Here is a 22,651-nt window from a genome sequence, read left to right on the forward strand (position 1 = left end):
TGGAGAGAACGTTGCCTATTGACTGATAAACTTGATAGTCTCCTGAAGATTGATTTCAAAATATGGCTTATCTTTTTGGAGTGCATCTGTGAAGGTCGTTGTCGTTGGCAGTGGTGGTCGAGAGCACGCGATCGCTTGGAAATTACTCGATTCTCCTCGCGTGACACAGGTCTATTGTCTGCCGGGGAATGGGGGCACAGCCTGCCTGGAGCGGTGTGAGAATGTGGCCATTGCAGCCACCGACCTCACGGGTATTGGTGAATTTGCCAAAGAGAATAACGTTGATTTAGTGGTTGTCGGGCCAGAGGTTCCCTTGGCAGTGGGTTTGGCCGATCGCCTACAGGCGCTAAAGATTCCTGTCTTTGGTCCTAGCCAAGCAGGGGCACAAATTGAAGCCAGTAAAGCTTGGGCAAAGGCGCTCATGGAGGCGGCTCAGATTCCTACGGCCAAAGCAGCAGTGTTTGACACTTATGAGGCGGCCTCTCGTTATGTTCAAGCCCAAGGGGCACCCATTGTCATTAAGGCCGATGGTTTAGCGGCAGGTAAAGGAGTGACGGTAGCGGCCACCGAAGGGGAGGCGATCGCTGCCCTCGAGCGGATTTTTGGGGGTGAATTTGGCGCCGCTGGTCAACAGGTGGTCATTGAATCAGTACTAGAGGGGCAAGAGGTCTCCGTACTCGCCGTTACCGATGGCAAAACCATTCTGCCGCTGCTGCCCGCCCAAGATCATAAGCGCATTGGCGAAGGGGACACAGGTCCAAATACTGGAGGAATGGGGGTCTATGCCCCTGTCCCTTGGGTGACACCAGAGTTAATGCAACGAATTCAACAGACGATTCTTGAACCTGCCCTTGGGGCGTTGCAGGATCGGGGAATCCACTATTGTGGGGTGCTCTATGCCGGTCTGATGGTGACGTCCGCAGGGGATCCCTACGTGGTAGAATTTAACTGTCGCTTTGGTGATCCTGAAACCCAAGTCGTCCTCCCCCTCTTGGAAACCCCTCTGATTGAGGTGCTCTTGGCCTGTGTCGAGGGACGCTTAGCCAGTTTGGGAGCGTTGCAATGGCGCAATGAGGTGGCTCTATCCGTCGTGATGGCGGCGGGGGGCTATCCGGGGAGTTACCGCAAGGGGGATGTGATTCAGGGTATTCCCGCAGCGATCGCGCAGGGGGTTCTCGTTTTCCATGCTGGAACGCGCTGGCAGGAAGGGCAATGGTACACCAATGGCGGTCGGGTATTGAACATTACCGCTTTGGCTCCTGATTTTGCCACGGCTCAAGCCAAGGCCTATGCTGGCGTCAGCGCTATTGAATTTGCTGACTGCTACTATCGTCGTGACATTGGCTACCGTATTCTGGAATCATCGGCTCACAAAGGTGAATACCGTCCATGACCCTTCTCCCCCCAAAAACTAACCCATTACGCTGTTTAAGCGGTGCGCTCATTGCCGGCACCTTGGGGATTCTCCTTTATCGGCTAACAGGGGCGATCGCCTACGTCTTTGCCACTCACGCAGTGAGCTACCACAATCAACTGGTTTATAGCTTGGCCGTGGCCGTGCGCACCCTTGTGGTGGGCTTGTGTACCCTCGCAACGGGGGTCTTTAGCATTATTGCCGTGGGTCTCGTGGCGCTGACGCTGCAACTCCTTTGGGAACGCTGGGGACAACGGGAACAGGCTTAACCGTCGCTGATTTTGCCATCTTCGATTTTGGTGAGGCGATCGGCAATGGCTGTAATCCGTGGATCATGGGTAACAATCAACACTGTGCAGCCTTTTTGCTTTGCTAGCTTGTAGAGAATTTTGATCACCTGTTGGCCATTTTGGGAATCTAGGGAAGCCGTCGGTTCATCGGCAAAAATAATCTGCGGCTCACCCGCTAGGGCACGGGCAATGGCCACCCGCTGTTTCTGACCCCCAGAAAGATTTGCGGGCACAAAGTTAAGGCGATCGCCCAAGCCAACGGCCTTGAGAAGCGCTGCTGCCTGTTCCTTCGCTTTTTTACCTTTAATGCCCTTAAGATTGAGGGCAATTTCAACATTTTCCAGTGCGGTCAAGGCGGGGAAAAGATTAAAACTCTGAAAGACAAAGCCAATATTTTGCAGCCGAAATTTTGCCAGTGCAGCCTTGGACAGTTGCGTAATCTCTTGGCCTAAGACAACCACTTGGCCACTGGTGGGGGCAAGAATGCCGGCCAAAATCGAGAGCAGGGTGGTTTTCCCCGAACCCGAAGGTCCCATTAGCAGATGGATATGACCGCGCTGGACTTGCAGGTTAATGCCCTGAAGAACAGGGGTCTCGTGATGGCCAGAACGATAAACTTTAGTCAGATTGGTGGTGGCGATCGCCAGCCCAGTTGTTGTCACAGTGGCAAGTCTCATCAATCATTGATTAGCCGCATTAGCCACTGGTGGCACTAGCAAAGCGGATTTTCAGGTAGTCCGCCTCCATTTTCGCGCCCACCGGTTGCAGTGCTGCTAATCCTTGGGGGAGCACCATATTACGACGATGGTTACCAATGCGGATATTCAACTCATCTGCCGTCTTGTTCAGTTCAATTTTTTCCTTGGGTACCCCCGGTAGATAGAGTTCAAGGCTGTACTGGCCATCACTGGGCACCACCCGAATCGTTTGCTCTTGGTAATAGACCTGAGCTGGATCTTCATCAGCGTAGAGGGTCTCCTTCAGGCGGTGCAGTGCCGCCAAACCACAGAGTTCCTCAGCAAACAGGGGCACTTCCTTCACCGGTAGCGGGCGGAAATTGTCGTGAATTTCTTGACGGTATTGCTGCTGCATTTCTTTCCAGCGGGCAAAGAAGGGATCCTGTACCGTGTTCGGCAGAATACGGTTTGCAATGACTAAGTCGGTGGCCACGTTATAGAGGCTGAGATAGGCATGGGCGCGCAGCGACTCCTTAATGACCATCTTTTCTGGATTGGTGACCAAGCGCACTGAGGTTTGGGTGTTGTCGGTGAGGACTTTTTCAAGGGCTTCAATCTGCTCATAGAATTCATAGGGCGCATCCATCACCTCTTGATCGGGCAAAGAGAACCCCACCAAGGGCTTGAAAATTGGCTCCACAATCGGTCGCAAGGCCACAGACATCCGCTGCAAAGGCTTATAGAAACGACGCATATACCAGCCGCTCACCTCGGGTAGGCTCAACAGCCGCAGTGCTGTGCCTGTGGGGGCAGAGTCAATAATTAAGACATCGTATTGGCCTTCGTCATAGTGGCGTTTCATGCGCACAAGGGCAAAAATTTCATCCATCCCCGGCAAAATTGCCAGTTCCTCGGCTTGAACGCCCTCTAGCCCGCGTGCTTGCAAGACTTGGGTAATGTAGCGTTTGACAGCGCCCCAATTGTCCTCTAGTTCCATGAGGGCGTCCAGTTCGGCTCCCCAGAGATTTTTGGCCACAGGCACAGGCACATGCCCCAATTCGAGGTCAAAACTATCGGCAAGGGAGTGGGCAGGATCGGTGCTCAGCACCAGCGTTTTGTACCCCAACTCAGCACAGCGTAACCCCGTTGCTGCCGCCACTGAGGTTTTACCAACACCACCTTTGCCAGTCATTAAAATTACGCGCATGGGAAGGCTCTGCCCTAAACACGGTTGCTTAAAACATCTTAACCCTTGAGCTTGTCCTCAGGGGGGGCGATCGCTCGCAATCAATGGAAATAAAATCATTAAGAAAAATAAATAAATACAACTACTTATTTAGCTTTACTAACAATAATTTAGGCCTCTCCCCGATCCCTTGGGGCAAATATTAAGTTAATGCTTAAGCCCTTGCAGTTTATAACTGTTTTCAAGGGTTTGTAACGGGAAATATATTTGGACTTATCACGACTATGACCACAACTCTCCAACGTCGCGAAAGCGCGAATTTGTGGGAGCGGTTTTGTAACTGGGTGACCAGCACCGATAACCGCCTCTATGTGGGCTGGTTCGGTGTGATTATGATCCCCACCCTGCTGGCCGCAACCATTTGCTTTGTGATTGCTTTCATCGCTGCTCCCCCTGTGGACATCGATGGCATTCGTGAGCCTGTTTCTGGCTCCTTGCTCTATGGCAACAACATCATCACCGGTGCAGTGGTGCCCACCAGCAACGCCATTGGCTTGCACTTCTACCCCATTTGGGAAGCTGCTTCCCTTGATGAGTGGCTCTACAATGGTGGCCCCTACCAGTTGATTGTCTTCCACTTCCTATTGGGTGCCTCCTGCTACATGGGTCGCCAGTGGGAACTCAGCTACCGTCTTGGCATGCGGCCTTGGATCTGCGTGGCCTACTCTGCCCCCTTGGCCTCTGCCTTTGCGGTCTTCTTGATCTACCCCATTGGTCAAGGCAGCTTCTCTGACGGGATGCCCCTGGGTATCTCCGGTACCTTCAACTTCATGATTGTGTTCCAAGCTGAGCACAACATCCTCATGCACCCCTTCCACCAATTGGGTGTGGCCGGTGTCTTTGGTGGCGCACTGTTTTCCGCCATGCACGGTTCGCTGGTGACCTCCAGCCTGATCCGTGAAACCACCGAAACGGAATCCACCAACTACGGCTACAAGTTTGGTCAAGAGGAAGAAACCTACAACATCGTGGCTGCCCACGGTTACTTTGGTCGCTTGATCTTCCAATACGCCAGCTTCAACAACAGCCGTGCGCTGCACTTCTTCCTCGCCGCTTGGCCTGTGGTCGGGGTTTGGTTCACCGCTCTGGGTATCAGCACGATGGCCTTCAACCTCAACGGGTTTAACTTCAACCACTCGGTCATTGATGCCAAGGGCAACGTGATCAACACTTGGGCTGACATCATCAACCGTGCCAACTTGGGTATGGAAGTGATGCACGAGCGCAATGCTCACAACTTCCCCCTCGACTTGGCCAGCGCTGAGTCTGCTCCTGTGGCCATGATTGCTCCCAGCATCAACGGCTAAGTAACGCTCATCTGCTGAACTTTGACACAGCCGCTCCTGCACTAGGGGCGGTTTTTTATTGCGTTATAGCCCACAGGCATTAACACGCTCAACACGGTAAAAAACCAAGTCTCAGAGACGCTGCTACCCGCCCAACGTCAATCTAAAAGATTGATAAAAGTCAATGGATAGATAAAGGTTTTTTGATTCTGTAAAAGTTGACCTCAAACCTCTTGCTGTTCAGAAATATAACCATATAATCAATAAATAAGAGCTTGCAGCGTTCATTGCTGCTGCTTAAGTTCTGTTGTTATTCATAGATTCATAACGACTATGACTACAGTTCTGCAACGTCGTCAGACAGCGAATCTGTGGGAGCGTTTTTGTGATTGGATTACCAGCACCGAAAACCGCCTTTATATTGGCTGGTTTGGGGTAATCATGATCCCGACGCTCCTTGCCGCAACGATTTGCTTTGTCATTGCCTTTATTGCGGCGCCCCCCGTGGATATTGATGGCATCCGTGAGCCTGTCTCTGGCTCCTTGCTCTATGGCAACAACCTCATTACAGCCTCAGTGGTACCCTCCTCTAATGCCATTGGCTTGCACCTCTACCCCATTTGGGATGCTGCTTCTCTGGATGAGTGGCTCTACAATGGCGGCCCTTACCAACTGATTATTTTCCACTTCCTTATCGGTATCTTTGCCTACATGGGTCGCCAATGGGAACTCAGCTACCGTCTTGGCATGCGCCCTTGGATTCCGGTCGCTTACTCTGCGCCCGTTTCCGCCGCCACTGCCGTGCTGTTGATCTACCCCATTGGTCAAGGTAGCTTTTCTGATGGCTTGATGCTGGGGGTTTCTGGTACGTTCAATTTTATGATTGTGTTCCAAGCGGAGCACAATATCCTGATGCATCCCTTCCACATGCTGGGTGTGGCTGGCGTCTTTGGCGGTGCCCTCTTCTCTGCCATGCACGGTTCGCTGGTAACCTCCAGCCTGATCCGTGAAACTACAGAAACCGAGTCCACCAACTACGGCTACAAGTTCGGTCAAGAGGAAGAAACCTACAACATCGTGGCGGCTCACGGTTACTTTGGGCGCCTGATCTTCCAATACGCCAGTTTCAACAACAGCCGCTCGCTGCACTTCTTCCTCGCCGCTTGGCCAGTGGTGGGTATCTGGTTTGCTGCCCTTGGCATTAGCACGATGGCCTTTAACCTCAATGGCTTCAACTTCAACCACTCCGTTGTGGATGCGCAAGGGAATGTCATCAATACTTGGGCCGACATCATCAACCGCGCCAACATTGGTATTGAGGTGATGCACGAACGCAATGCCCACAACTTCCCCCTCGACTTGGCAAGCGGTGAATCGGCTCCTGTGGCGATGATTGCCCCAAGCATTGAAGCCTAAACAGGTCGCTCCTAAACCTCTCTAGTGATAAGTCCAAATATCGCTCCCCACAGGGGGGCTTTTTTGTCGCGATTATTGAGCAGGGAGTTGATACTGATCAACAATTTTTTTGGCAAAGGGGGGCACGTGAGCAGCCAGTTTTTGGGGATAGTTGCGCCGCACATAGAGATAGTTGCGGGTGAAGTGGGAGTCAATGGAAAAGCGGGCATATTCAAGCCCTTTGGGACCAATGCGCTCAATTACTAGGCCGACTAGTTTCGCCGCCCACATGGGGAGCGTGACGCCTTTATCGTAGGCAGGAATGCTTTGTTGCACGGCAGCGTGGCGATCGCCGGCACTCGTAACGGGCTGCGTTTCCAATTGATCGCGCACGAGGTCAAGCATTTCTTGGCCAAGCTCATTGCGCACCACCAGCCACTGCCAACCAAAGGGGGCGCCCATGTAGCCCACGACCAGATCGGCAAGGCCATTCACGTAGTCAAAGCAACTCATACACGAGGGGGCAAAGACATCCTTGAGTTGATTCGTTTTGAGGCCAAAGAAGGGCACCGTCTCTGTGGAGCCGTCGCTGTGCTTGAAATGCACCCGAAAGTCCTGCATGAATTCGTAGTAAATCACGGTTTCGGGCGATCGGCTGGTGGTTTTAAGGAATTTTTGCAGACCCGCACGGGTGACATTGTCCACGCAGGGAGTGCCCAGGACGTAGAGCTTTTCAAGACCCAGTTTGTCCTGTACCGCTCGCAGCGCCTGAATTTGACAGCCAACCCCAATCACCAACAGGCGTTTGAGGCCGCATTGCTCCACCTGCTCGAGAACCGATAGATTGGGAGACAGGGTCGGTTTATTGACGCGAGCGGCCAGAATCTCTTCACGAGTGCGGGCAATCACGGGCTTGGGGGTAAAGCGATCGCTTTCGCTATTTTGAACGCAGACAACGCCCTCGACCCGTCCCGACTCCAACATGGCAATGGCAATACTGCTGACGATGCCCGTCCACTGCGCCCCCGCAATGGGTTCGGTTTTGCGAGCCGCTATCATCTGCTGGTGAACGCCAAAGTAGCACTCGTCCCAATTGTCAAGATCACGGGCACGGCCATGACTTTGCTGCTCGAGAGTCTCAAACTGCTGATTGAGGAAGGCGCAGGCCTCCTTGACGTAGTGGATATAGTAGGTGTCGCAGAGACCACACTCACTGCACAGCGCCTTGGCGGGGCGGGGGCTACCGGGCTTGAGGGCACGGGCTTTTTGATGGGCGGCAGTCATGGGCACTTACTTCAGGAGTGAACGGGCGCGATCGCAAATCGCTTCGGGGGTGAGGCCATTGTAGGCCATGAGTTCGGCGGGGCTAGCCGTCGTTTCTCCCCGTTGCCAAGCCAACACATCGCGGGGACAGGTGGCACGCAAAAGAATTGGCTCCAACAGTGCCGCAGGGCCGCCCGTGACTCCCAAAAGGGCATCACCACCAAAAAGTCGTTGGAAGGTGGCCTCATCGGCAAAACCACCATCGGGTTCAGCACAGGTTTGCCAAGCAACATCCGTGGGGCGGTACAGTCGCCGGGGATTGATCACCGAGACAATCCGCACCCGATAGCCAAGCTGCTCCAACTGGGGCAGGGCATTATACACGGGTTGCAAAATCATGTCCCCCAGCACCGCCAGTACCAATGTGGCACGACCAGCGGCAGACTCGTAGAGGGTTACTGCACCGTCATCAAGGGCCTGTTCGGTTTGGGCAAAGGTGGTGCGCACCGGTAGGGGTGTTTTACTGGCAAAGATGGCAATTCCCTTGTTTTGTGCTGTGAGTGCCCAGCGATAGCACACTTGAATGCTGTTGGCATCCGGCGGAAAGAGGACAAAGACATTGCCATTGCGCAATAGGGCAGCGTAGTAGGCTTCAATTTCCGGGCGTTGGTGCGTCCAGCCATTGCGCCCCTGCTCAAGGGCACCCGCAGTATAAAGGGTCACTGTGGCGGGTGTGGGACGACGGAGTTCAGCCATGGCTTGGGTAACCGTTTGCCAAATGGGAAGGCCGTTAATGGCAAAGGATTCGTAGGAGCACCAAAGGCTGCGGCTCCCCATCAAGCACAGCCCTGCCGCCAGACCCGCACAGGCATCTTCGCTCAGGGGTTCATAGACTTGGCCATTGGGCACTTGGTTGTAGAGGGGATCCGTGGTCGGGTGAATGATCTTCAGGGCTTGGTTGATGTTGCCAATGCCAGAGGCCTCATTGCCATCGGCATTCGTGACCAGATAGCGGCGATCGCGCTGTCCCACTTCTGCCACCATGCGCCCCATCGCCGTTGTGGCTACTTTGTTTTCCCCCAAGGCATAGGCCTCAAGGGCAATCTCCCCAAGGGGCGGTAAATCTAAGACCTGCTCAGTAACCACCACCTCCGCCGCTGGCCCACCGGCCGCAGCAACACAGTTTTGGCGCACCAGTTCCCAAGCAGCGGGGGAAAGGGCACGGGCTTTGAGAGCATTGACAATATCAGGGTTGTCGAGGGTGTGCTGGGCGTAGAGATTGTGGGATTTTGCCCCCTTGGCATGCACGCCAGCGCCCTTCAGTTGTTTGAGGATAAAAACCGTTAACTTGCCGGAGAGGGCCGATCGCGCCGCCTCCTGTACCCCCTTGAGCACCGCCTGCATGAAGGCCAATCGCTGACCAAAGGAAAAGAGCGTGCTATCAACGTAATCCCCTTCTTGGTCGCTGTCGTCAAAGTCCTTGGCATCCACCAGCACCACCTCTTGGAAGCCATTGCCGTGCCAGTAGGCCATCATTTCGGGATTGGTTTTGCGGGAGACCATACTGTGGTGCTCTTGGCTAAAGCCGTTCCACACGAGGATGGGCAGGAAGTTGGTCACCTCAGGAAAAGCGGTGTGGAAGTGGGCCATACTGCTCATCACATAGGGTTCCCCTAGGCCACCATCCCCCAAGGTGCAGGGAAAGAGGGTTTGGCGGTGCAACCAAGCGGCGGCCATGGCAAAGTGCTGCCCCTGTCCGAGGGGACCAGCGGGGGCCAGAACCCCCGGAATATAGCCAGAGAGGTGGCCAAGGAGGCCATGTTTTTCGCGGAAGCGATCGCGCAGGTCTTGAACCGTATAAATACCCATTTTTTCTAGGGAGCGATCCAAGAACAGGGCGGCATAAAAGCCGGGGGCGTGGTGCCCTACTTCGGTGATGATGTTCTTGTGCCCCAGCATTACTAGGGCGGCATAAGCTTCCGCTTGGCTGGCAAACCCGCCGGGGTGACCTGAGGCTTTACTGCCGGTCATCTGTAAAATTAGATAGCGCAGGGCGTCGGCATAGAGGAGCGTTTGATAGGCAGCCGCAGGGGTGTCTAAGTCTGTGAGGGTGCTCTGTTGGTCATTGAGGAGGGGGCTTTGACCATACCGTTGCCAATCTGGCCAATCGTCGCCGAAATACTGGATTCCTTCACAGAAACTGGGCACCGAAGTTACCGCTGTCATAGACCCTGACCCAACTGTTGACTGCACGCTTAGTCTCCTATCTTACAGGGGTGGGGGGCGCTCTCACGGCGGCTGGGGCAGGGAATCTCCCTGAAATGCAGGCATTGCGATGGATTGTGGCCATAGATTGATTTTTCTTGGGGAACGGGATTAACGATGGCATTGGTGATAGCGGGCGATCGCAGTGGTGTCGGCAAAACAACGGTTGCTTTGGCCTTGAATGCAGCCTTAACGGCACGGGGGCAGCGCGTCCAAACATTTAAGGTGGGGCCTGACTACATTGATCCCCTGTTTCACAGTGCTATCAGTGGCCGGCCTTGCCGTAACCTTGACGTGGTCTTGACCAGTGCTGACTATGTCCGCGCCTGTGTGGGCTATTACAGTCAGGGGATGGATGCAGTGCTCATTGAGGGGGTGATGGGGCTGTTTGATGGCCGAGGGGGCAGCCATGAGGGCAGTACGGCACACATTGCCCAACTCTTGCAGGCTCCCATCCTACTGGTTTTGGATGTGCAAAAACAGGCAGCTTCCGTGGCGGCCTTGGTCTATGGCTTTTGCCACTATGATCCCTCCCTCCAGATTGCTGGCGTGGTCTTAAATCGCGTGGCCAGCGATCGCCATCGGCAAATGTTAGAAGCTGCCCTTGCCCCCCTTGGGGTGCCCATTCTCGGCATCATCTATCGCGATCAGGCCTTGGCACTCCCCAGTCGCCACCTCGGCTTAGTGCCGCCCCACGAATCAGGGGAATTTCAGCACCTCGGCGATCGCCTTGCCCATTTAGGAAACACCTATTTTGACTGGGAGCGCCTCACGCCACTCCTTGCCCCAGCCCCCACCCCCGCAGCCCCCCCTTTTAGCGTTTCCCCCCTGACTCCAGTCACCCTTGGCATTGCCCAAGATGCCGCCTTTCAGTTTTACTACGCTGACACCCTTGATCTGCTCCACGCTTTAGGGGCAACGTTAATTCCGGTCTCACCCCTGCGGGATGCCCACTTGCCCACCGGTCTACAGGGGTTGATCCTAGGGGGTGGCTTTCCAGAGGTGTTTGCCCCAGAGCTAGCGGCGAATCACTCGTTCCTTGAATCACTGCGGCAGGCCATTGAAGGGGGCTTAGCCCTCTATGCCGAGTGTGGTGGCCTCATGTACCTCAGCCAAGGCATCCAAACCTGTGAGGGACACTACTATCCTTTGGTGGGATACTTGCCGACGGTTGCCCACATGGGTAGAAAACTCACCCTCGGCTATCGCCAAGCCACGGCTTTGCAAACAACGGTGTGTCTGCGGGCAGGAGAGAGGGTTCAAGGCCATGAATTTCACTATTCCTGTTTGAGTGTGCCGCCGCCAACGCCGCTGTGGCAATTGGACGGTCAAGCCGAGGGCTGGGGCAGTTCTCGACTCCACGCCAGTTATCTCCATCTCCATTGGGGCGGCAATCCGCAGTGGGCGATTCGCTTTCTGCAGCAGGCAGCAAAGGTTGGATAATGCGACTCACGGCAGCGTAATTTTTGAAGGTATTTTTGTAGGGTGGTGTTGGGGAAGGTCAATGCCAAAGCAATACCGCGACGGGCTATACCTTTGCCTTGGGCTGCTAGTGATGCTAGGCGTGACTTTGGCGGCTTGGGCAACGGCGCCCTCCCAAAACTTGGCGTATTGGCAGCGGGTGATCCAACAACATCAGCAGCACCAGCAGGCGGTGGGTCAGCAGCGTCAACAACTCGAACGCCTTGAGGCAGCGGCGAGCGATCGCCTTGAGAGTTTGGAAACCAATGTGGATACGACAACGCAGCAATTAATGGCGGCCAGCGATCGCCTGCAAGCAGCGGAAAAACTGCTCAAAGACCTCAAGGAACAGCAACAAACCCTCAGCCAGCGCTACGAAGCCAGTGTGGCCGTGATTAGCGATCGCCTGCGGCGGCTCCAACGCTACCGTGAGATTCCCCAGTGGGCAATGATCTTTGAAGCGGAAACGCTCAATGACTGGTTTGAGCAGCAGGGGCGTCTGCGTCAAGTCTATGAGCGCGATCGCCAGCACTTGGCCGCCTTGGTTCGCGATCGCGAGCGACTTCAGCAGCAGGAGCGACAAATTCAAGTGCAACAGCGCTTCATTCAAGCCCTACGCCAACAACTGCAACAGCAACAGGCCATCTATGAGCGCGAAGCTGCAAACCAACGGCAACTCATTGCTCGCCTACGGAGCGATCGCCAAGCCCTTGCCTCCATTGAAGCCCAACTCGCCCGTGATAGTGCCGCCATTCAGCAGCTCATTAACCAACGCCTCGGTTATGTCCCTAGGGGCGCCCCACCCCTTCCCCGCAGTGGTCGTCTTGCCTACCCCATTCAAGCACCGCTGACCAGTCCCTTTGGGTGGCGGATTCACCCAATTTTAGGCACACGGCGATTTCATGCTGGTGTGGACTTTGGTGCAGATTTTGGCACCCTCATCTTTGCTGCTGAAGCGGGCACCGTGATCTTTGCCGGTTGGTCAGGGGGCTACGGCCAAACTGTGATTCTGGATCATGGCGGCGGCATGACAACCCTCTATGCCCATGCCCAGCGATTGCTCGTACGGGAAGGTGAATTTGTGCAGCAGGGACAGCCCATTGCTGAGGTTGGCTCGACGGGACTCTCAACAGGCCCCCACCTCCACTTTGAAGTGCGCCTGAACGGTGAACCCAGCGATCCCTTGGCCTATCTCTAGGGGGTTGGCTGCCAAAAGACACCAATGGCGTTGTTCACCCGCGTCGTTGTCACCGAATGGCGATCCACCAAGACCCCACCAATGTAGAGAGCCGTGGAACTGCCACCATCCAGATTGACGGCATTGATCAAGCCCAACTGGCGGACAATTTGTGCCCATTCGGCGAGGGTTGGCCCCATACCCCCAACACGGTTGTGGGTGGCGACCCAGACAATGCTGCCATCATTGCGATTGCCCATGGCACTGCGGGGGGCTGCCTGCGCATCTAAACCCGCTCCAAATTGCTCCAGTGCCGCATTCAAGACCACTCGCCCCTGATCCACCAGTAGGGGACCTGCACCAACAATATTGGGAATGCTATTAAAAACAGCGGGCACAGCCGTGGTTTCCAGTTGCACGGAAGCTCCCGGTGGGAAGTTTGCCAAGGCGGAATTAAAGTTACGCGCCACCAGTAGAAAGCCATCTGCGGGAATAGGAATCGCTTGATTGTTATTGATCGGTTGCTGCCCCACCACCTGCTGATTGCGCACCGTAATCACCACTTCGCTGCCCGTTTTCCCTTGGTAGCTCGCGCCCCAACTGGGGGTATAAAGGGCAAGACCGGCTTGGACATAGCCAGAATTGAACGTGACAATGGGCACCGTACCGGCCGGCGTCCTCACCCGCTGCTGCAAACTAAGGCGACCGACAACCACCTGGCCGCGATCGTCCCAGCCAATGGCACCGCGATTGAGAATCGGACCTGAGAGCCAGTTGCCCTCACTGCGAATGGCCCCCAAGGGAGCTTGGCGATCGCGATTAAAGAATCCAGCATTAATGGCGGCTGCGGCTTGCCAGCGTTGAGCCAGTTCGGGCACCGTTGCTAAGCCCACCAAGGTTGTGGGGGTCATGCCGAGGGGACGCAGACGCAGCCCCGGCTGCTGAGGGTTAATGATCAGCAGATCCACAGGAAACTGACGACTGCCGAGGGTAACGGTTTGCTGTTGCCAACGTAGCCCCGGTGCCCATTGAATCGTACGCGGGGGGGGCGCATCCCTGCGAAAATCAATCACCAGACGCGGTGGATTGAGCAGCATTGAGGCCACTGGGCGAGTTGTGCTAGGAATTTGTGTTTCCAAGACTGTGCGATTGGGGGTAGCTGTAATTTTGACATTGGGAATCGTGGCCAACTGTCCCGTCGCCTCAATCGTCAGGCTAAGATCGCGGGGAGCGAGACCAGTACGACTAAAGGTGAGCCGATTCACTTGCCAAGGGGTAGGGCGATCCAATTCAAAGACCCAGCGATCGCCCCAAGGTTGTCGTCCCTGCCGCCAACTGAGAATCCGTGCCGGGGGGGTACTGATCTGGAGCGTATTGCCTTGGGGTTGCACCTGCCACTGATATTGCTCAATCCACGGTGTAATGTCCAAGTAGCGATACATGCCGTTGGGGCTAAAGCGCACCGCCAAGGGGCTAAATTGCGGCTGAAACCAAGCCACTGGTTGCTGAAACGGGTCTGTAGTATCCCCAAGGAGCACCCCGAAGCGATTGGCAAGGCCACCATCGCTAATCCCTATGCGCAGTTGATTTTGGTCATCGCGCCACTGCTGCCAAGCCACTGCATAGTCGCGGCCATTTAAGTTCAGGCGATCGCCGGCGATAACCTGCGCCATTGCCATTGTTGAGGGAGCGATCGCGACAGCAATTGCACTCCCAAAAACTAAACAAACAGACCTTGAAACCACACTTAACCCTGCACATCCATACTGAAACTACGTCAGTATAGTTGACCCCGCAGCGTTAAAGATTGCTCCAAGCCAAAGACGGTGATCTGAGAAAACGAAGCTAGGCCTGATCTGAGGACGAGGATGCCGGTGCCACTTGGGGCTGGAACTGGAAGAGAGAATACACGACATTGCGGCGAATCATCACCATCATGTCCAAGAACAATTCGTAGCCCTCCCGTTTGTACTCCACCAAGGGATCCTCTTGGCCATAGCCCCGTAGGCCGACCGACTCGCGCAGGGCATCCATTTGTTGTAGGTGCTCCCGCCACAGCAGGTCAATCTGTTGTAGGATAAAGAACCGCTCCGCTTGTCGCATCAGACCCGTTTGAATGCGCTCAATTTCTGCTTCTTTTTGCTCGTAGGCGGTGCGCACTTGCTCATGCAAAAAGGCCTGCATCTCCGGTACGCTGAGATGAGCCAGATGCTCAGGGCGTAGATCCGACAGCAAATAGACAAATTCCTGTACTTTGGCCACCAAGCCCTCTAAATCCCATTCCTCTGGCGGCAGATCGGGATTGACATAGGCGGCAATGATGTCGTCCATGGTTTTTTCGGCGTACTCCAGCACCCGATCCTTGAGGTCTTCCCCTTCCAGCACTCGCCGCCGCTCAGCATAGATGGCACGCCGCTGGTTATTCATCACCTCGTCGTATTCAAAGACCTGCTTACGGATGTCATAGTAGTAGGTTTCCACCTTGCGCTGGGCATTTTCCAAGCTGCGGGTAAGGAGTCCCGACTCAATGGGCATATCCTCGTCAACGCGCAGGGCATTCATAATACTGGCGACGCGATCGCCCCCGAAGATGCGCAGCAGGTTATCCTCCAAGCTCAGGAAAAAGCGCGTGGATCCGGGGTCGCCTTGGCGTCCTGCCCGTCCCCGCAACTGGTTATCAATCCGCCGCGATTCATGGCGTTCTGTGCCAATCACGTGCAAACCACCGAGAGCCACCACTTCTTCATGTTCTTTCTTGGTGACCACCTCATATTCTTCGCGGATACGGTTAAAGGCATCCCGCAGGGCTTGAATCACAGGATCTTGGGTCGGTGCTTTCTCCGAGGCGATCGCCAGCATATCCTCCGCCTGCAACTCCGGCAGACTGCGCTCCCCATAGGTCTTGACCGCCACATCCACCGCATGGCGCAGCAGCTTTTCCGCATCCTGACTAATTTCGCAGGGGAAGAGTCCCGGTGAGGCTTTCCAGTTTTTCTGCGCCGCCTGACTAAAGCCTTGGCCACCGCCGCGATCCATTTTCAGCCCCAATAGCATCATCGGGTCGTCACTGGGGGGCATGACAATGCGAGGCATAAAGTATTCCCGCACCTTGAGGCGTGCCATATAGTCGGCATTCCCCCCTAGGATAATGTCGGTGCCTCGGCCTGCCATGTTGGTTGAGATCGTCACTGCGCCCTTGCGGCCGGCTTGGGCAATGATCTCCGACTCTCGCTCCACATTTTCAGGTTTGGCATTCAGCAGGTTATGGGGAATTTCCAACTCCCGCAGCAGTTGCGACAGTAGCTCCGACTTTTCAACACTGGTGGTACCCACGAGCACGGGGCGACCCGTAGCGTGAATCTCGGCACATTCAGAGGCCACGGCCAGCCATTTACCCCGCTCGGTTTTATAGACCACATCGGGAAAGTCCCGCCGCTGACTGGGGCGATTGGTGGGCACCACCGTCACTTCTAGCTTGTAGATTTTCTCGAATTCTGCCTCTTCGGTCTTGGCTGTCCCCGTCATCCCCGCCAACTTGGGATAGAGCAAAAAGAGATTTTGGTAGGTAATTGTGGCGAGGGTTTGGGACTCATTTTGAATGTCGAGGCCTTCTTTGGCTTCGATCGCCTGATGCAGGCCATCACTCCAGCGGCGACCCACCATGACTCGTCCCGTGAATTCATCTACAATCACCACTTCACCATTGCGGACGATGTAGTTCACATCCCGCTGAAAGAGTTCCTTGGCCTTGATGGCATTAAAGATATAGTGTGCCCAAGGGTCTTGGGGGTCATAGAGATCGCTTACCCCCAATAGTTTTTCAGCTTCGATAAACCCCTCATCGGTCATGAGGACATTACGAGCCTTTTCATCCACCTCGTAGTGCTCGTCCTTTTTCAGGAGGCGGGCAACTTCAGCCGCCTTGAGGTACTTCTCGGTGGGACGCTCCACTTGACCTGAAATAATCAGGGGCGTGCGGGCTTCGTCAATCAGTACCGAATCCACCTCGTCAATGATGCAGTAGTTGAAGGGACGCTGCACCACCTCAGCCATGGACGTAGCCATATTGTCCCGCAGGTAGTCAAAGCCAATTTCGCTGTTGGTGGCATAGGTGATATCGCAGGCATAGCTTTTCTGCCGCTCTTGGGGAGCCATGTGCTGCTGAATCAGCCCGACCGTCAGACCCAAAAAGCGATGCACCTGTCCCATCCATTCCGCATCCCGCCGTGCCAGATAGTCGTTGACCGTAACAATGTGCACCCCTTTCCCCGTCAGGGCATTCAGGTAGGCCGGCAGCGTGGCCACGAGGGTTTTTCCTTCCCCCGTTTTCATTTCGGCAATCTGGCCATCGTGGAGAATCATGCCACCGATGAGCTGGACATCAAAGTGGCGCATCCCCAGTACCCGTCGTGAAGCTTCGCGCACCACGGCAAAAGCCTCGGGCAGTAAATCATCGAGGGTCTCGCCATTGTCGAGTCGCTGCCGAAACTCAGCCGTTTTCGCCTGTAGCTCACTATCGCTTAGGGGCTGAATTTGCTCCTCCAGCAGGTTGATCTCGACCACAAGGGGTTGATACTTTTTAACCTTGCGCTGATTGGGATCGCCAAATAGGGCTTTCAGCATGCGACGGGCACCATGGATACAGAGCTATACATTTTAATCGTATAGCAACTGCAAGTTCCTCGCTGCCTAGACGTATTGGCTGATGTCCTCTTGGCAGACATCGCTGAGGTAGGTGAGGGCACGAAACCGCAGCATCACGACTTCTTCATAAAAGGGATTGAGTTTACACAGAGGGGGAATGCTGATGACTGGCCGACCAAAGAGGGAGAGGGTGCGGGCAAAGGGACATTGGGCTGGAATAAGGCGGCAAATGCGGTGGGCGATCGCTGGCGTTGTGATCGGATAAGTCATTAGCCACTGACGGATTTTGGTCGTTAAAGAAGTAGGCGTGCGTTGGGCAAGGCGTTGATTCATGGGGCTATCCTCACAATTGCGCATACCCTCACGGTAAAAGATAATCTAGGCAAATAGTAATACGCTTTTAATATAAAAAATCTTTATCAATAATAAGCATTGCTAAACTTGCAGCCGCTTCAGGGATAGATCTCCATTCCTCAGCTCAGCAGAGTGCTAAACTGTTCAGCAACTCAAACTCTGATGAAGTTTTGTCTAGAAATTTTTCAATTGCTTGCATAAACTCATTGACTGCTTTATTCATCTTGGCCTTGCTTGAATTCGTTAAGGAAGAGACTCCATGCGTCCACTGGTTGCTAACTACTACCTGACCTACCGCTGTAACGCCCGCTGCCACTTTTGCGACATTTGGGCACTGGAACCGGGCAAAGAAGCTGATTTTAGCGCCATCCAAACCAATCTGCGCGATTTGAAACGTTTGGGGGTCAAATATGTGGACTTTACGGGGGGTGAACCGCTGCTGCGTGCCGATGCCCCAGCCATCTACCGGGAAGCCAAGCGTCTCGGCTTCATGACTAGCATGACGACAAATACGATTCTCTATCCCCGCCGTGCTAGGGAAATTCAGGGCTTGGTGGATTTCTTGAACTTCTCCCTCGATGGGCCTGATGCGGCCACCCATGATCAGTCGCGGGGCGTGAAAATTTTTGACACGTTGGTGGAGTCCGTCAAAATTGCCCTTGAGCTTGGTGAATATCCAGTGCTGAATCACACCGTCACTGCCCAAAATTATGAACGGATTGGTGAGGTGGCCGAATTTGCCCAAAGTCTAGGGGTACGGGTTTGGTTGAATCCCGCTTTTACCGCCCATGAAAACTACAACGACAAGAAGAACCCCACCCCTGAAATTGCCGACCACATTGAACAAAATGCGAAGAAGTATAACAATGTTGGTTACAATAAGGCAGCATTAGCCCTCATCCGTGCGGGGGGAAACAATACCCAAAATCCCCGTTGCAAGGCGGTGGATGCAGTCATTGCCATTTCCCCCAATGATGAGTTGCTGCTACCGTGCTACCACTTTGCGCAGAAGGGAGTCCCCATCAATGGTCGCCTGTACGAGCTGTACAAGTCCTCCGAGGTGGTAGAGGAGTATCGCCGCTCCCAAGGCCGACTCTCCGTCTGCGAAGGCTGCACAGTGTGGTGTTATCTCATTCCCAGCTTCTTTAAGGGAGTGGATAAGTACTGGTTTCTCAATCAGGTGACCTATGCCGGAGAATTCCTGGCCCGAAAACAGTTTCTACAACGAAGCCGATCCCCTCGACGAACTCCTGTCGGAGTGGGTTGATGCCCCAGAGAGTCCTCCATTACAACCGCGTTCTGAGGGTCGCCGTCGCAAGGCTTTCCTAGCGCTCTCTCTGATTTGGGGGAGCACGATCGCCCTGCATCTGATTGTGGGTGGCATTTGGCTGATCTATGCCCTAACGCTGCTCATGAGCTGGCAAACACTGCGCTACTGGCGAGCCAAGCCGCAAACGCTACCTGCATTAGAGGCCACAGAAAGTGTGCAGCCAATGGTGTCTTTGGTGGTAGCGGCGAAAAATGAAGAGGCGGTGATTGGTCGCCTCGTCAAAAACCTTTGCCGCTTGGATTATCCCCACTACGAGGTGTGGATTATTGATGACAACAGTAGCGATCGCACCCCCGATATTTTGAGTGAACTACAAAAGCAATATCCTCACCTCAAAGTGCTGCGGCGGCTGCCGGGGGCGGGCGGGGGTAAGTCCGGTGCCCTCAATCAAGTCCTGCCCTTGACACGGGGAGAAATTATTGGCGTCTTTGATGCCGATGCCACCGTACCCCAAGATCTACTGCAACAGGTGGTCAACCGCTTTCAGGTGGCCAGTGTTGGCGCGGTGCAAGTGCGCAAAGCAATTAGTAATGCCGACATCAATTTGCTGACCCAAGGCCAAGCGGCAGAAATGATCCTTGATGCCTACTATCAACAGCAGCGGGTGGCCTGTGGCGGTATGGGCGAACTGCGGGGCAATGGCCAATTTGTGCGGCGGCAAGCTCTAGAGCGCTGTGGTGGCTGGAATGAAGAAACCATTACTGACGATCTGGATCTCAGTCTGAAGCTACATCTCCACGGTTGGCAGATTGACGTGCTGATGAATCCAGCGGTACAGGAAGAAGGCGTGACCACACTCGTGGCACTGTGGCACCAACGCAATCGCTGGGGCGAGGGCGGCTACCAAAGCTATCTCGACTACTGGCAACCCTTGCTGCGCAATCGCCTTGGCTGGCAAAAAAGCTGGGATGTGCTCTGCTGGTTTTTGATCAAATACGCCATTCCCACGGCCACAATTCCCGACCTGCTGATGGCTCTACTGCGTCACCGCAGCCCGATGCTAGTACCCCTGACGACACTGAGCTTTACGCTTTCAATGGTGGGGATGCTGCGAGGGATTCCTCAAACGCAGTCGCTGGGGATTTGGCAACTATTTTGGCAGAGTTTGCGGGGAACCCTCTACATGCTCCATTGGTTGCCTGTGGTGAGTACAACAACACTGCGAATGGCTGTACGCGCCAAGCGTCTCAAGTGGGTAAAAACCGTGCACCACGGCGTCTAAACCTAAACATTGGCTAAAAAAAGATCCGTGCGGGGACAACCTTGAGCTAGGCTAGGGGCAGAGTTTTGACTGGTTCTGCCATGTCTCGCAATAGCAACCTGCTGCCTTTGCTGGTGTCTCTTGTCCTTACCTGTGGTCTATTGGGGGTGGGGGCGGTGCTCGTGATTCGGTTACTGGGCAATCAAAATCCCCTTGAACAGGTGACTGAAAACTTGGGGGTACCCCAGAGTACGCCAGAGATGGCGGCTGCGAATTTCAGCGATGTCAGCAATGTTCCCAGTGGTACGTTTCAATACGGGGGCAGTACGACGTGGGCACCGATTCGCCGCGATGTCGATCCCCTGATTCAGTTAGCTTGGCCCAATTTTCGCCTGCGCTACACCAATCCCCCCACCGGCACCCCCGGATCGGGCAGTGGCATTCGCATGTTAATGAATAATCAACTGGCCTTTGCCCAGTCTTCCCGCCCCCTCAATGAGCAGGAGCGGCAGCAGGCGCAGAGCCAAGGGATAAAATTGCTGGAACTACCGGTGGCGATCGATGGCATCGCGATCGCTGTCAATCCCAACCTCCAGATTCCTGGTCTCACTGTGCAACAAGTGGTTGATATTTACACGGGCAAACTGACGAACTGGAGCCAAGTGGGCGGTCCGAATCTAGCCATTACTCCCTTTTCACGGCGGCTGGAAGATGGCGGAACGGTAGAGTTTTTCGTCCAAGATGTCTTGGGGAACCAGCCATTCAGTCCCAAGGTGGTGATGGTGCGGGATACCACAGATGCCCTACGGCGGGTGGGGGCAACCTCCGGCGGCATTTACTATGCCTCGGCACCGGAAATTGTTGGTCAGTGCAGTGTGCGACCCTTGCCTTTGGGGCGGCAGCCCAATCAGTACGTTCCTCCCTATCAGGAACCCTATGTGGATTCTGCCCAATGTCCACAGCGGCGGAATACATTGAACTATCGTGCCTTTCAGGAGGGCAGTTACCCCATTACCCGTCGCCTGTTTGTCATTGCCAAGGATGACAATAGCCCGGATGCCCAAGCCGGTCGTGCCTATGCAGCCCTGTTATTAACGGATCAGGGTCAAGCCACAATTGAAAAAGCCGGCTATGTCCGCTTGCGCTAGGGGAGCCAGATGTTTGATAAACCATTGAATCGAACCTATGAGCGGATCATGGTGGCCATTGCCAGCGCCAATTTTCTGTTGGTGCTCTTTGATCTCACCTATATTCCCCTACGGGACTTCTGGCTTTTGGGAAAAGTCCGCATTCCCCTGATTCAGCGGGTGATTTATCTGCCCCAGTCCTTGCCGATTACCCCTCTCTATGACCCCATCAAAGGCATCGAACCCCACCGGGCAACCCAGCAGTACATCAACACGGTCAACCAACTCCGGCGAACCATTGCCGCTGAAGGGGTCGATGCGCCAGCTACTCAAGCACTCTTGGCTGAGTTGCGCAAGCAGAGCAAAACCATGGTGGATACTAACCCCTTTGCCCTTGCCAATAAGACTGGCACCCTTGAGCGGATCAAGAACCTGATGCGGCTGCGGGTCTTTGGCGATCGCAATGCCTCCTCTAAACAGTCCTTTGAGCGTTTTTGGAGTGACGAGTACATCAATGAGCGGGACTGGCAGACCAACCTTGCTTGGTTTGAGGCGCAGATCATTCCCCTGATGGCTACCAATTATTGGCGCCGCTACGGTGAAGATGGGGATTTTATTGACCACTTTGATGCCATTGATATTCCCTTTAATCTCCTCTTCTTTGTGGAATTCTTGGGACGCACGTTTTGGCTGAGTCGCCAATATCGCGGTGCCCGCTGGCGGGATGCTATGTTCTGGCGCTGGTACGATGTGCTGCTCTTTTTCCCCTTTTGGTGGCTGGCACCCACTTGGGCGTGGCTACGGATTATCCCGGTCACGATTCGCCTTGATCAAGCGGATATTATTTGCCTTGATAGTCTTGAACGGCAGGCCTCTCAGGGCTTAGTGGCAGCGATCGCCACCGATATTTCGGAAGTGGTTGTCCTGCAAGTCCTCACCCAACTGCAAAAAGCAATCCGTCGCGGCCAATTGAGTCGCTGGCTACTGCGTGTCTCTGGCGGCCAAGGGAGCAAGACGCTCAATGACATTGATGAACTGGGGGAACTGGCAGCCTTGGTTGGGCAGGTGGTGATTTACCGCGTGATCCCCCAACTGCGACCAGAAGTGGAAGGCTTAGTGGCCTACAGTGTCGATCAAGTGCTGCGGCAAGCGCCCCCCTATCGGCGGTTATTGGAAATTCCATCCCTTGAGGCCTTACCCCGCCACTGGCACCAATCCCTTGCCAAGGAGATTAGCGATCGCCTCTTTCTGCTATTGGAGCAAGCGAGCAAAAACCAAGGCAATCCACCCCGCGAAGGGGCATTACTGGTGAGTCAACTGGCGCAAAAATTTGGCCAAACCCTCAGCGCCGAACTCCAAGAGGAACAGGTGGGCAAGGTGATTCAAGATCTGCTGGTGGTGTGGCTAGAGGAAATCAAAATTAATTTTGTGCGGCAGACCCACCTTGAAGGCATTGAAACGGTTTTGGATGAAACCCGTGCCCTGCAGGAAAGCTTAGAACAGGGACGGCTCAAACCTTAG

Annotated in this window: 17 protein-coding genes; 10 read left to right on the top strand and 7 right to left on the bottom strand. The window is 54.6% G+C overall.

Going from position 1 to position 22,651, the window contains the following annotated elements:
- Positions 1-88 precede the first annotated feature (88 nt).
- Together purD and M0646_RS08490 are read left to right on the top strand one after the other, a co-directional pair.
- The gene (gene purD / locus M0646_RS08485; RefSeq protein WP_286625329.1) at positions 89-1,393 is read left to right on the top strand and encodes a phosphoribosylamine--glycine ligase; all 1,305 of its coding nucleotides are present in this window, start codon (positions 89-91) and stop codon (positions 1,391-1,393) included.
- Positions 1,390-1,683 carry a DUF3082 domain-containing protein gene (locus M0646_RS08490; RefSeq protein WP_286625332.1) on the top strand — a complete coding sequence of 98 codons (294 nt, stop codon included), beginning with the start codon at positions 1,390-1,392 and terminating at the stop codon, positions 1,681-1,683. The genes purD and M0646_RS08490 overlap by 4 nt, the downstream gene beginning before the upstream one ends.
- On the opposite strand, the gene M0646_RS08495 is transcribed toward M0646_RS08490, so the two are convergent.
- Both M0646_RS08495 and M0646_RS08500 read right to left on the bottom strand, forming a co-directional pair.
- On the bottom strand, positions 1,680-2,381 hold the full coding sequence (locus M0646_RS08495) for an ABC transporter ATP-binding protein (RefSeq protein ID WP_286649517.1): 702 nt from the start codon (positions 2,379-2,381) through the stop codon (positions 1,680-1,682). The two genes, M0646_RS08490 and M0646_RS08495, sit on opposite strands and share 4 nt — an antisense overlap.
- Positions 2,382-2,400: 19 nt before the next feature.
- On the bottom strand, positions 2,401-3,588 hold the full coding sequence (locus M0646_RS08500; protein ID WP_286625334.1) for a TRC40/GET3/ArsA family transport-energizing ATPase: 1,188 nt from the start codon (positions 3,586-3,588) through the stop codon (positions 2,401-2,403).
- Between the two features lie 263 nt (positions 3,589-3,851).
- Between M0646_RS08500 and psbA (M0646_RS08505) the strand changes: the two genes are divergently transcribed.
- Both psbA (M0646_RS08505) and psbA (M0646_RS08510) read left to right on the top strand, forming a co-directional pair.
- A complete protein-coding gene (psbA, locus tag M0646_RS08505; RefSeq protein WP_149819936.1) occupies positions 3,852-4,934 on the top strand; it encodes a photosystem II q(b) protein in 1,083 nt (360 codons plus the stop codon).
- A 312-nt stretch (positions 4,935-5,246) separates the two neighbouring features.
- Positions 5,247-6,329: a photosystem II q(b) protein gene (gene psbA / locus M0646_RS08510; protein WP_149819938.1), complete on the top strand. Its 1,083-nt coding sequence runs from the start codon at positions 5,247-5,249 to the stop codon at positions 6,327-6,329.
- Positions 6,330-6,401: 72 nt separating this feature from the next.
- Here the strand turns inward: psbA (M0646_RS08510) and M0646_RS08515 are convergent, their stop codons facing one another.
- Together M0646_RS08515 and M0646_RS08520 are read right to left on the bottom strand one after the other, a co-directional pair.
- Positions 6,402-7,592, bottom strand: a complete 1,191-nt coding sequence (locus M0646_RS08515; RefSeq protein ID WP_190278035.1) for a Coenzyme F420 hydrogenase/dehydrogenase, beta subunit C-terminal domain — start codon at positions 7,590-7,592, stop codon at positions 6,402-6,404.
- Positions 7,593-7,598: 6 nt separating this feature from the next.
- The gene (locus M0646_RS08520; RefSeq protein ID WP_286625335.1) at positions 7,599-9,797 is read right to left on the bottom strand and encodes a phosphoketolase; all 2,199 of its coding nucleotides are present in this window, start codon (positions 9,795-9,797) and stop codon (positions 7,599-7,601) included.
- A 156-nt stretch (positions 9,798-9,953) separates the two neighbouring features.
- On the opposite strand from M0646_RS08520, the gene M0646_RS08525 reads away from it, so the two are divergent.
- Entirely contained in the window at positions 9,954-11,279 is a 1,326-nt protein-coding gene (locus M0646_RS08525) for a cobyrinate a,c-diamide synthase (protein WP_286649518.1), read from the top strand.
- 61 nt (positions 11,280-11,340) lie between these two features.
- On the top strand, positions 11,341-12,495 hold the full coding sequence (locus tag M0646_RS08530; protein ID WP_286625337.1) for a M23 family metallopeptidase: 1,155 nt from the start codon (positions 11,341-11,343) through the stop codon (positions 12,493-12,495).
- On the opposite strand, the gene M0646_RS08535 is transcribed toward M0646_RS08530, so the two are convergent.
- From M0646_RS08535 to M0646_RS08545, 3 genes are all read right to left on the bottom strand, one after another.
- Positions 12,492-14,147: a phosphodiester glycosidase family protein gene (locus tag M0646_RS08535; protein ID WP_286625338.1), complete on the bottom strand. Its 1,656-nt coding sequence runs from the start codon at positions 14,145-14,147 to the stop codon at positions 12,492-12,494. The genes M0646_RS08530 and M0646_RS08535 overlap by 4 nt on opposite strands.
- 172 nt (positions 14,148-14,319) lie before the next feature.
- A complete protein-coding gene (gene secA, locus M0646_RS08540) occupies positions 14,320-17,097 on the bottom strand; it encodes a preprotein translocase subunit SecA (RefSeq protein WP_149819950.1) in 2,778 nt (925 codons plus the stop codon).
- A gap of 66 nt (positions 17,098-17,163) precedes the next feature.
- Positions 17,164-17,475, bottom strand: a complete 312-nt coding sequence (locus tag M0646_RS08545; protein ID WP_149819952.1) for a Mo-dependent nitrogenase C-terminal domain-containing protein — start codon at positions 17,473-17,475, stop codon at positions 17,164-17,166.
- Between the two features lie 256 nt (positions 17,476-17,731).
- Here M0646_RS08545 and M0646_RS08550 point away from each other — a divergent pair, with 256 nt between their 5' ends.
- From M0646_RS08550 to M0646_RS08565, 4 genes are all read left to right on the top strand, one after another.
- A complete protein-coding gene (locus M0646_RS08550) occupies positions 17,732-18,739 on the top strand; it encodes a radical SAM protein (RefSeq protein WP_149819954.1) in 1,008 nt (335 codons plus the stop codon).
- Positions 18,660-20,024 (top strand): glycosyltransferase family 2 protein, encoded by a 1,365-nt coding sequence (locus tag M0646_RS08555; RefSeq protein WP_286649519.1) that lies wholly within the window; start codon positions 18,660-18,662, stop codon positions 20,022-20,024. Before M0646_RS08550 ends, M0646_RS08555 begins: the two co-directional genes overlap by 80 nt.
- Positions 20,025-20,104: 80 nt before the next feature.
- Complete coding sequence (locus M0646_RS08560; RefSeq protein ID WP_286625342.1) at positions 20,105-21,151, top strand: PstS family phosphate ABC transporter substrate-binding protein; 1,047 nt, start codon at positions 20,105-20,107, stop codon at positions 21,149-21,151.
- 9 nt (positions 21,152-21,160) lie between these two features.
- The gene (locus tag M0646_RS08565) at positions 21,161-22,651 is read left to right on the top strand and encodes a hypothetical protein (RefSeq protein WP_286649520.1); all 1,491 of its coding nucleotides are present in this window, start codon (positions 21,161-21,163) and stop codon (positions 22,649-22,651) included.

It is taken from the genome of Thermosynechococcus sp. B3 (assembly GCF_030323045.1).
In the GTDB taxonomy this organism is placed as follows: Bacteria; Cyanobacteriota; Cyanobacteriia; order Thermosynechococcales; family Thermosynechococcaceae; genus Thermosynechococcus.

Excerpts from the sequence above, each read along its gene's own strand:
- M0646_RS08530 (WP_286625337.1), top strand. The coding sequence starts at position 11,341 with ATGCCAAAGCAATACCGCGACGGGCTATACCTTTGCCTTGGGCTGCTA.
- M0646_RS08550 (WP_149819954.1), top strand. The coding sequence starts at position 17,732 with ATGCGTCCACTGGTTGCTAACTACTACCTGACCTACCGCTGTAACGCC.
- M0646_RS08525 (WP_286649518.1), top strand. The coding sequence starts at position 9,954 with ATGGCATTGGTGATAGCGGGCGATCGCAGTGGTGTCGGCAAAACAACG.
- M0646_RS08545 (WP_149819952.1), bottom strand. The coding sequence starts at position 17,475 with ATGCGCAATTGTGAGGATAGCCCCATGAATCAACGCCTTGCCCAACGC.
- M0646_RS08515 (WP_190278035.1), bottom strand. The coding sequence starts at position 7,592 with ATGACTGCCGCCCATCAAAAAGCCCGTGCCCTCAAGCCCGGTAGCCCC.
- M0646_RS08495 (WP_286649517.1), bottom strand. The coding sequence starts at position 2,381 with ATGAGACTTGCCACTGTGACAACAACTGGGCTGGCGATCGCCACCACC.
- M0646_RS08565 (WP_286649520.1), top strand. The coding sequence starts at position 21,161 with ATGTTTGATAAACCATTGAATCGAACCTATGAGCGGATCATGGTGGCC.
- secA (WP_149819950.1), bottom strand. The coding sequence starts at position 17,097 with ATGCTGAAAGCCCTATTTGGCGATCCCAATCAGCGCAAGGTTAAAAAG.
- M0646_RS08520 (WP_286625335.1), bottom strand. The coding sequence starts at position 9,797 with ATGACAGCGGTAACTTCGGTGCCCAGTTTCTGTGAAGGAATCCAGTAT.
- psbA (WP_149819936.1), top strand. The coding sequence starts at position 3,852 with ATGACCACAACTCTCCAACGTCGCGAAAGCGCGAATTTGTGGGAGCGG.
- M0646_RS08500 (WP_286625334.1), bottom strand. The coding sequence starts at position 3,588 with ATGCGCGTAATTTTAATGACTGGCAAAGGTGGTGTTGGTAAAACCTCA.
- M0646_RS08535 (WP_286625338.1), bottom strand. The coding sequence starts at position 14,147 with ATGGCGCAGGTTATCGCCGGCGATCGCCTGAACTTAAATGGCCGCGAC.
- M0646_RS08555 (WP_286649519.1), top strand. The coding sequence starts at position 18,660 with ATGCCGGAGAATTCCTGGCCCGAAAACAGTTTCTACAACGAAGCCGAT.
- M0646_RS08560 (WP_286625342.1), top strand. The coding sequence starts at position 20,105 with ATGTCTCGCAATAGCAACCTGCTGCCTTTGCTGGTGTCTCTTGTCCTT.
- psbA (WP_149819938.1), top strand. The coding sequence starts at position 5,247 with ATGACTACAGTTCTGCAACGTCGTCAGACAGCGAATCTGTGGGAGCGT.
- M0646_RS08490 (WP_286625332.1), top strand. The coding sequence starts at position 1,390 with ATGACCCTTCTCCCCCCAAAAACTAACCCATTACGCTGTTTAAGCGGT.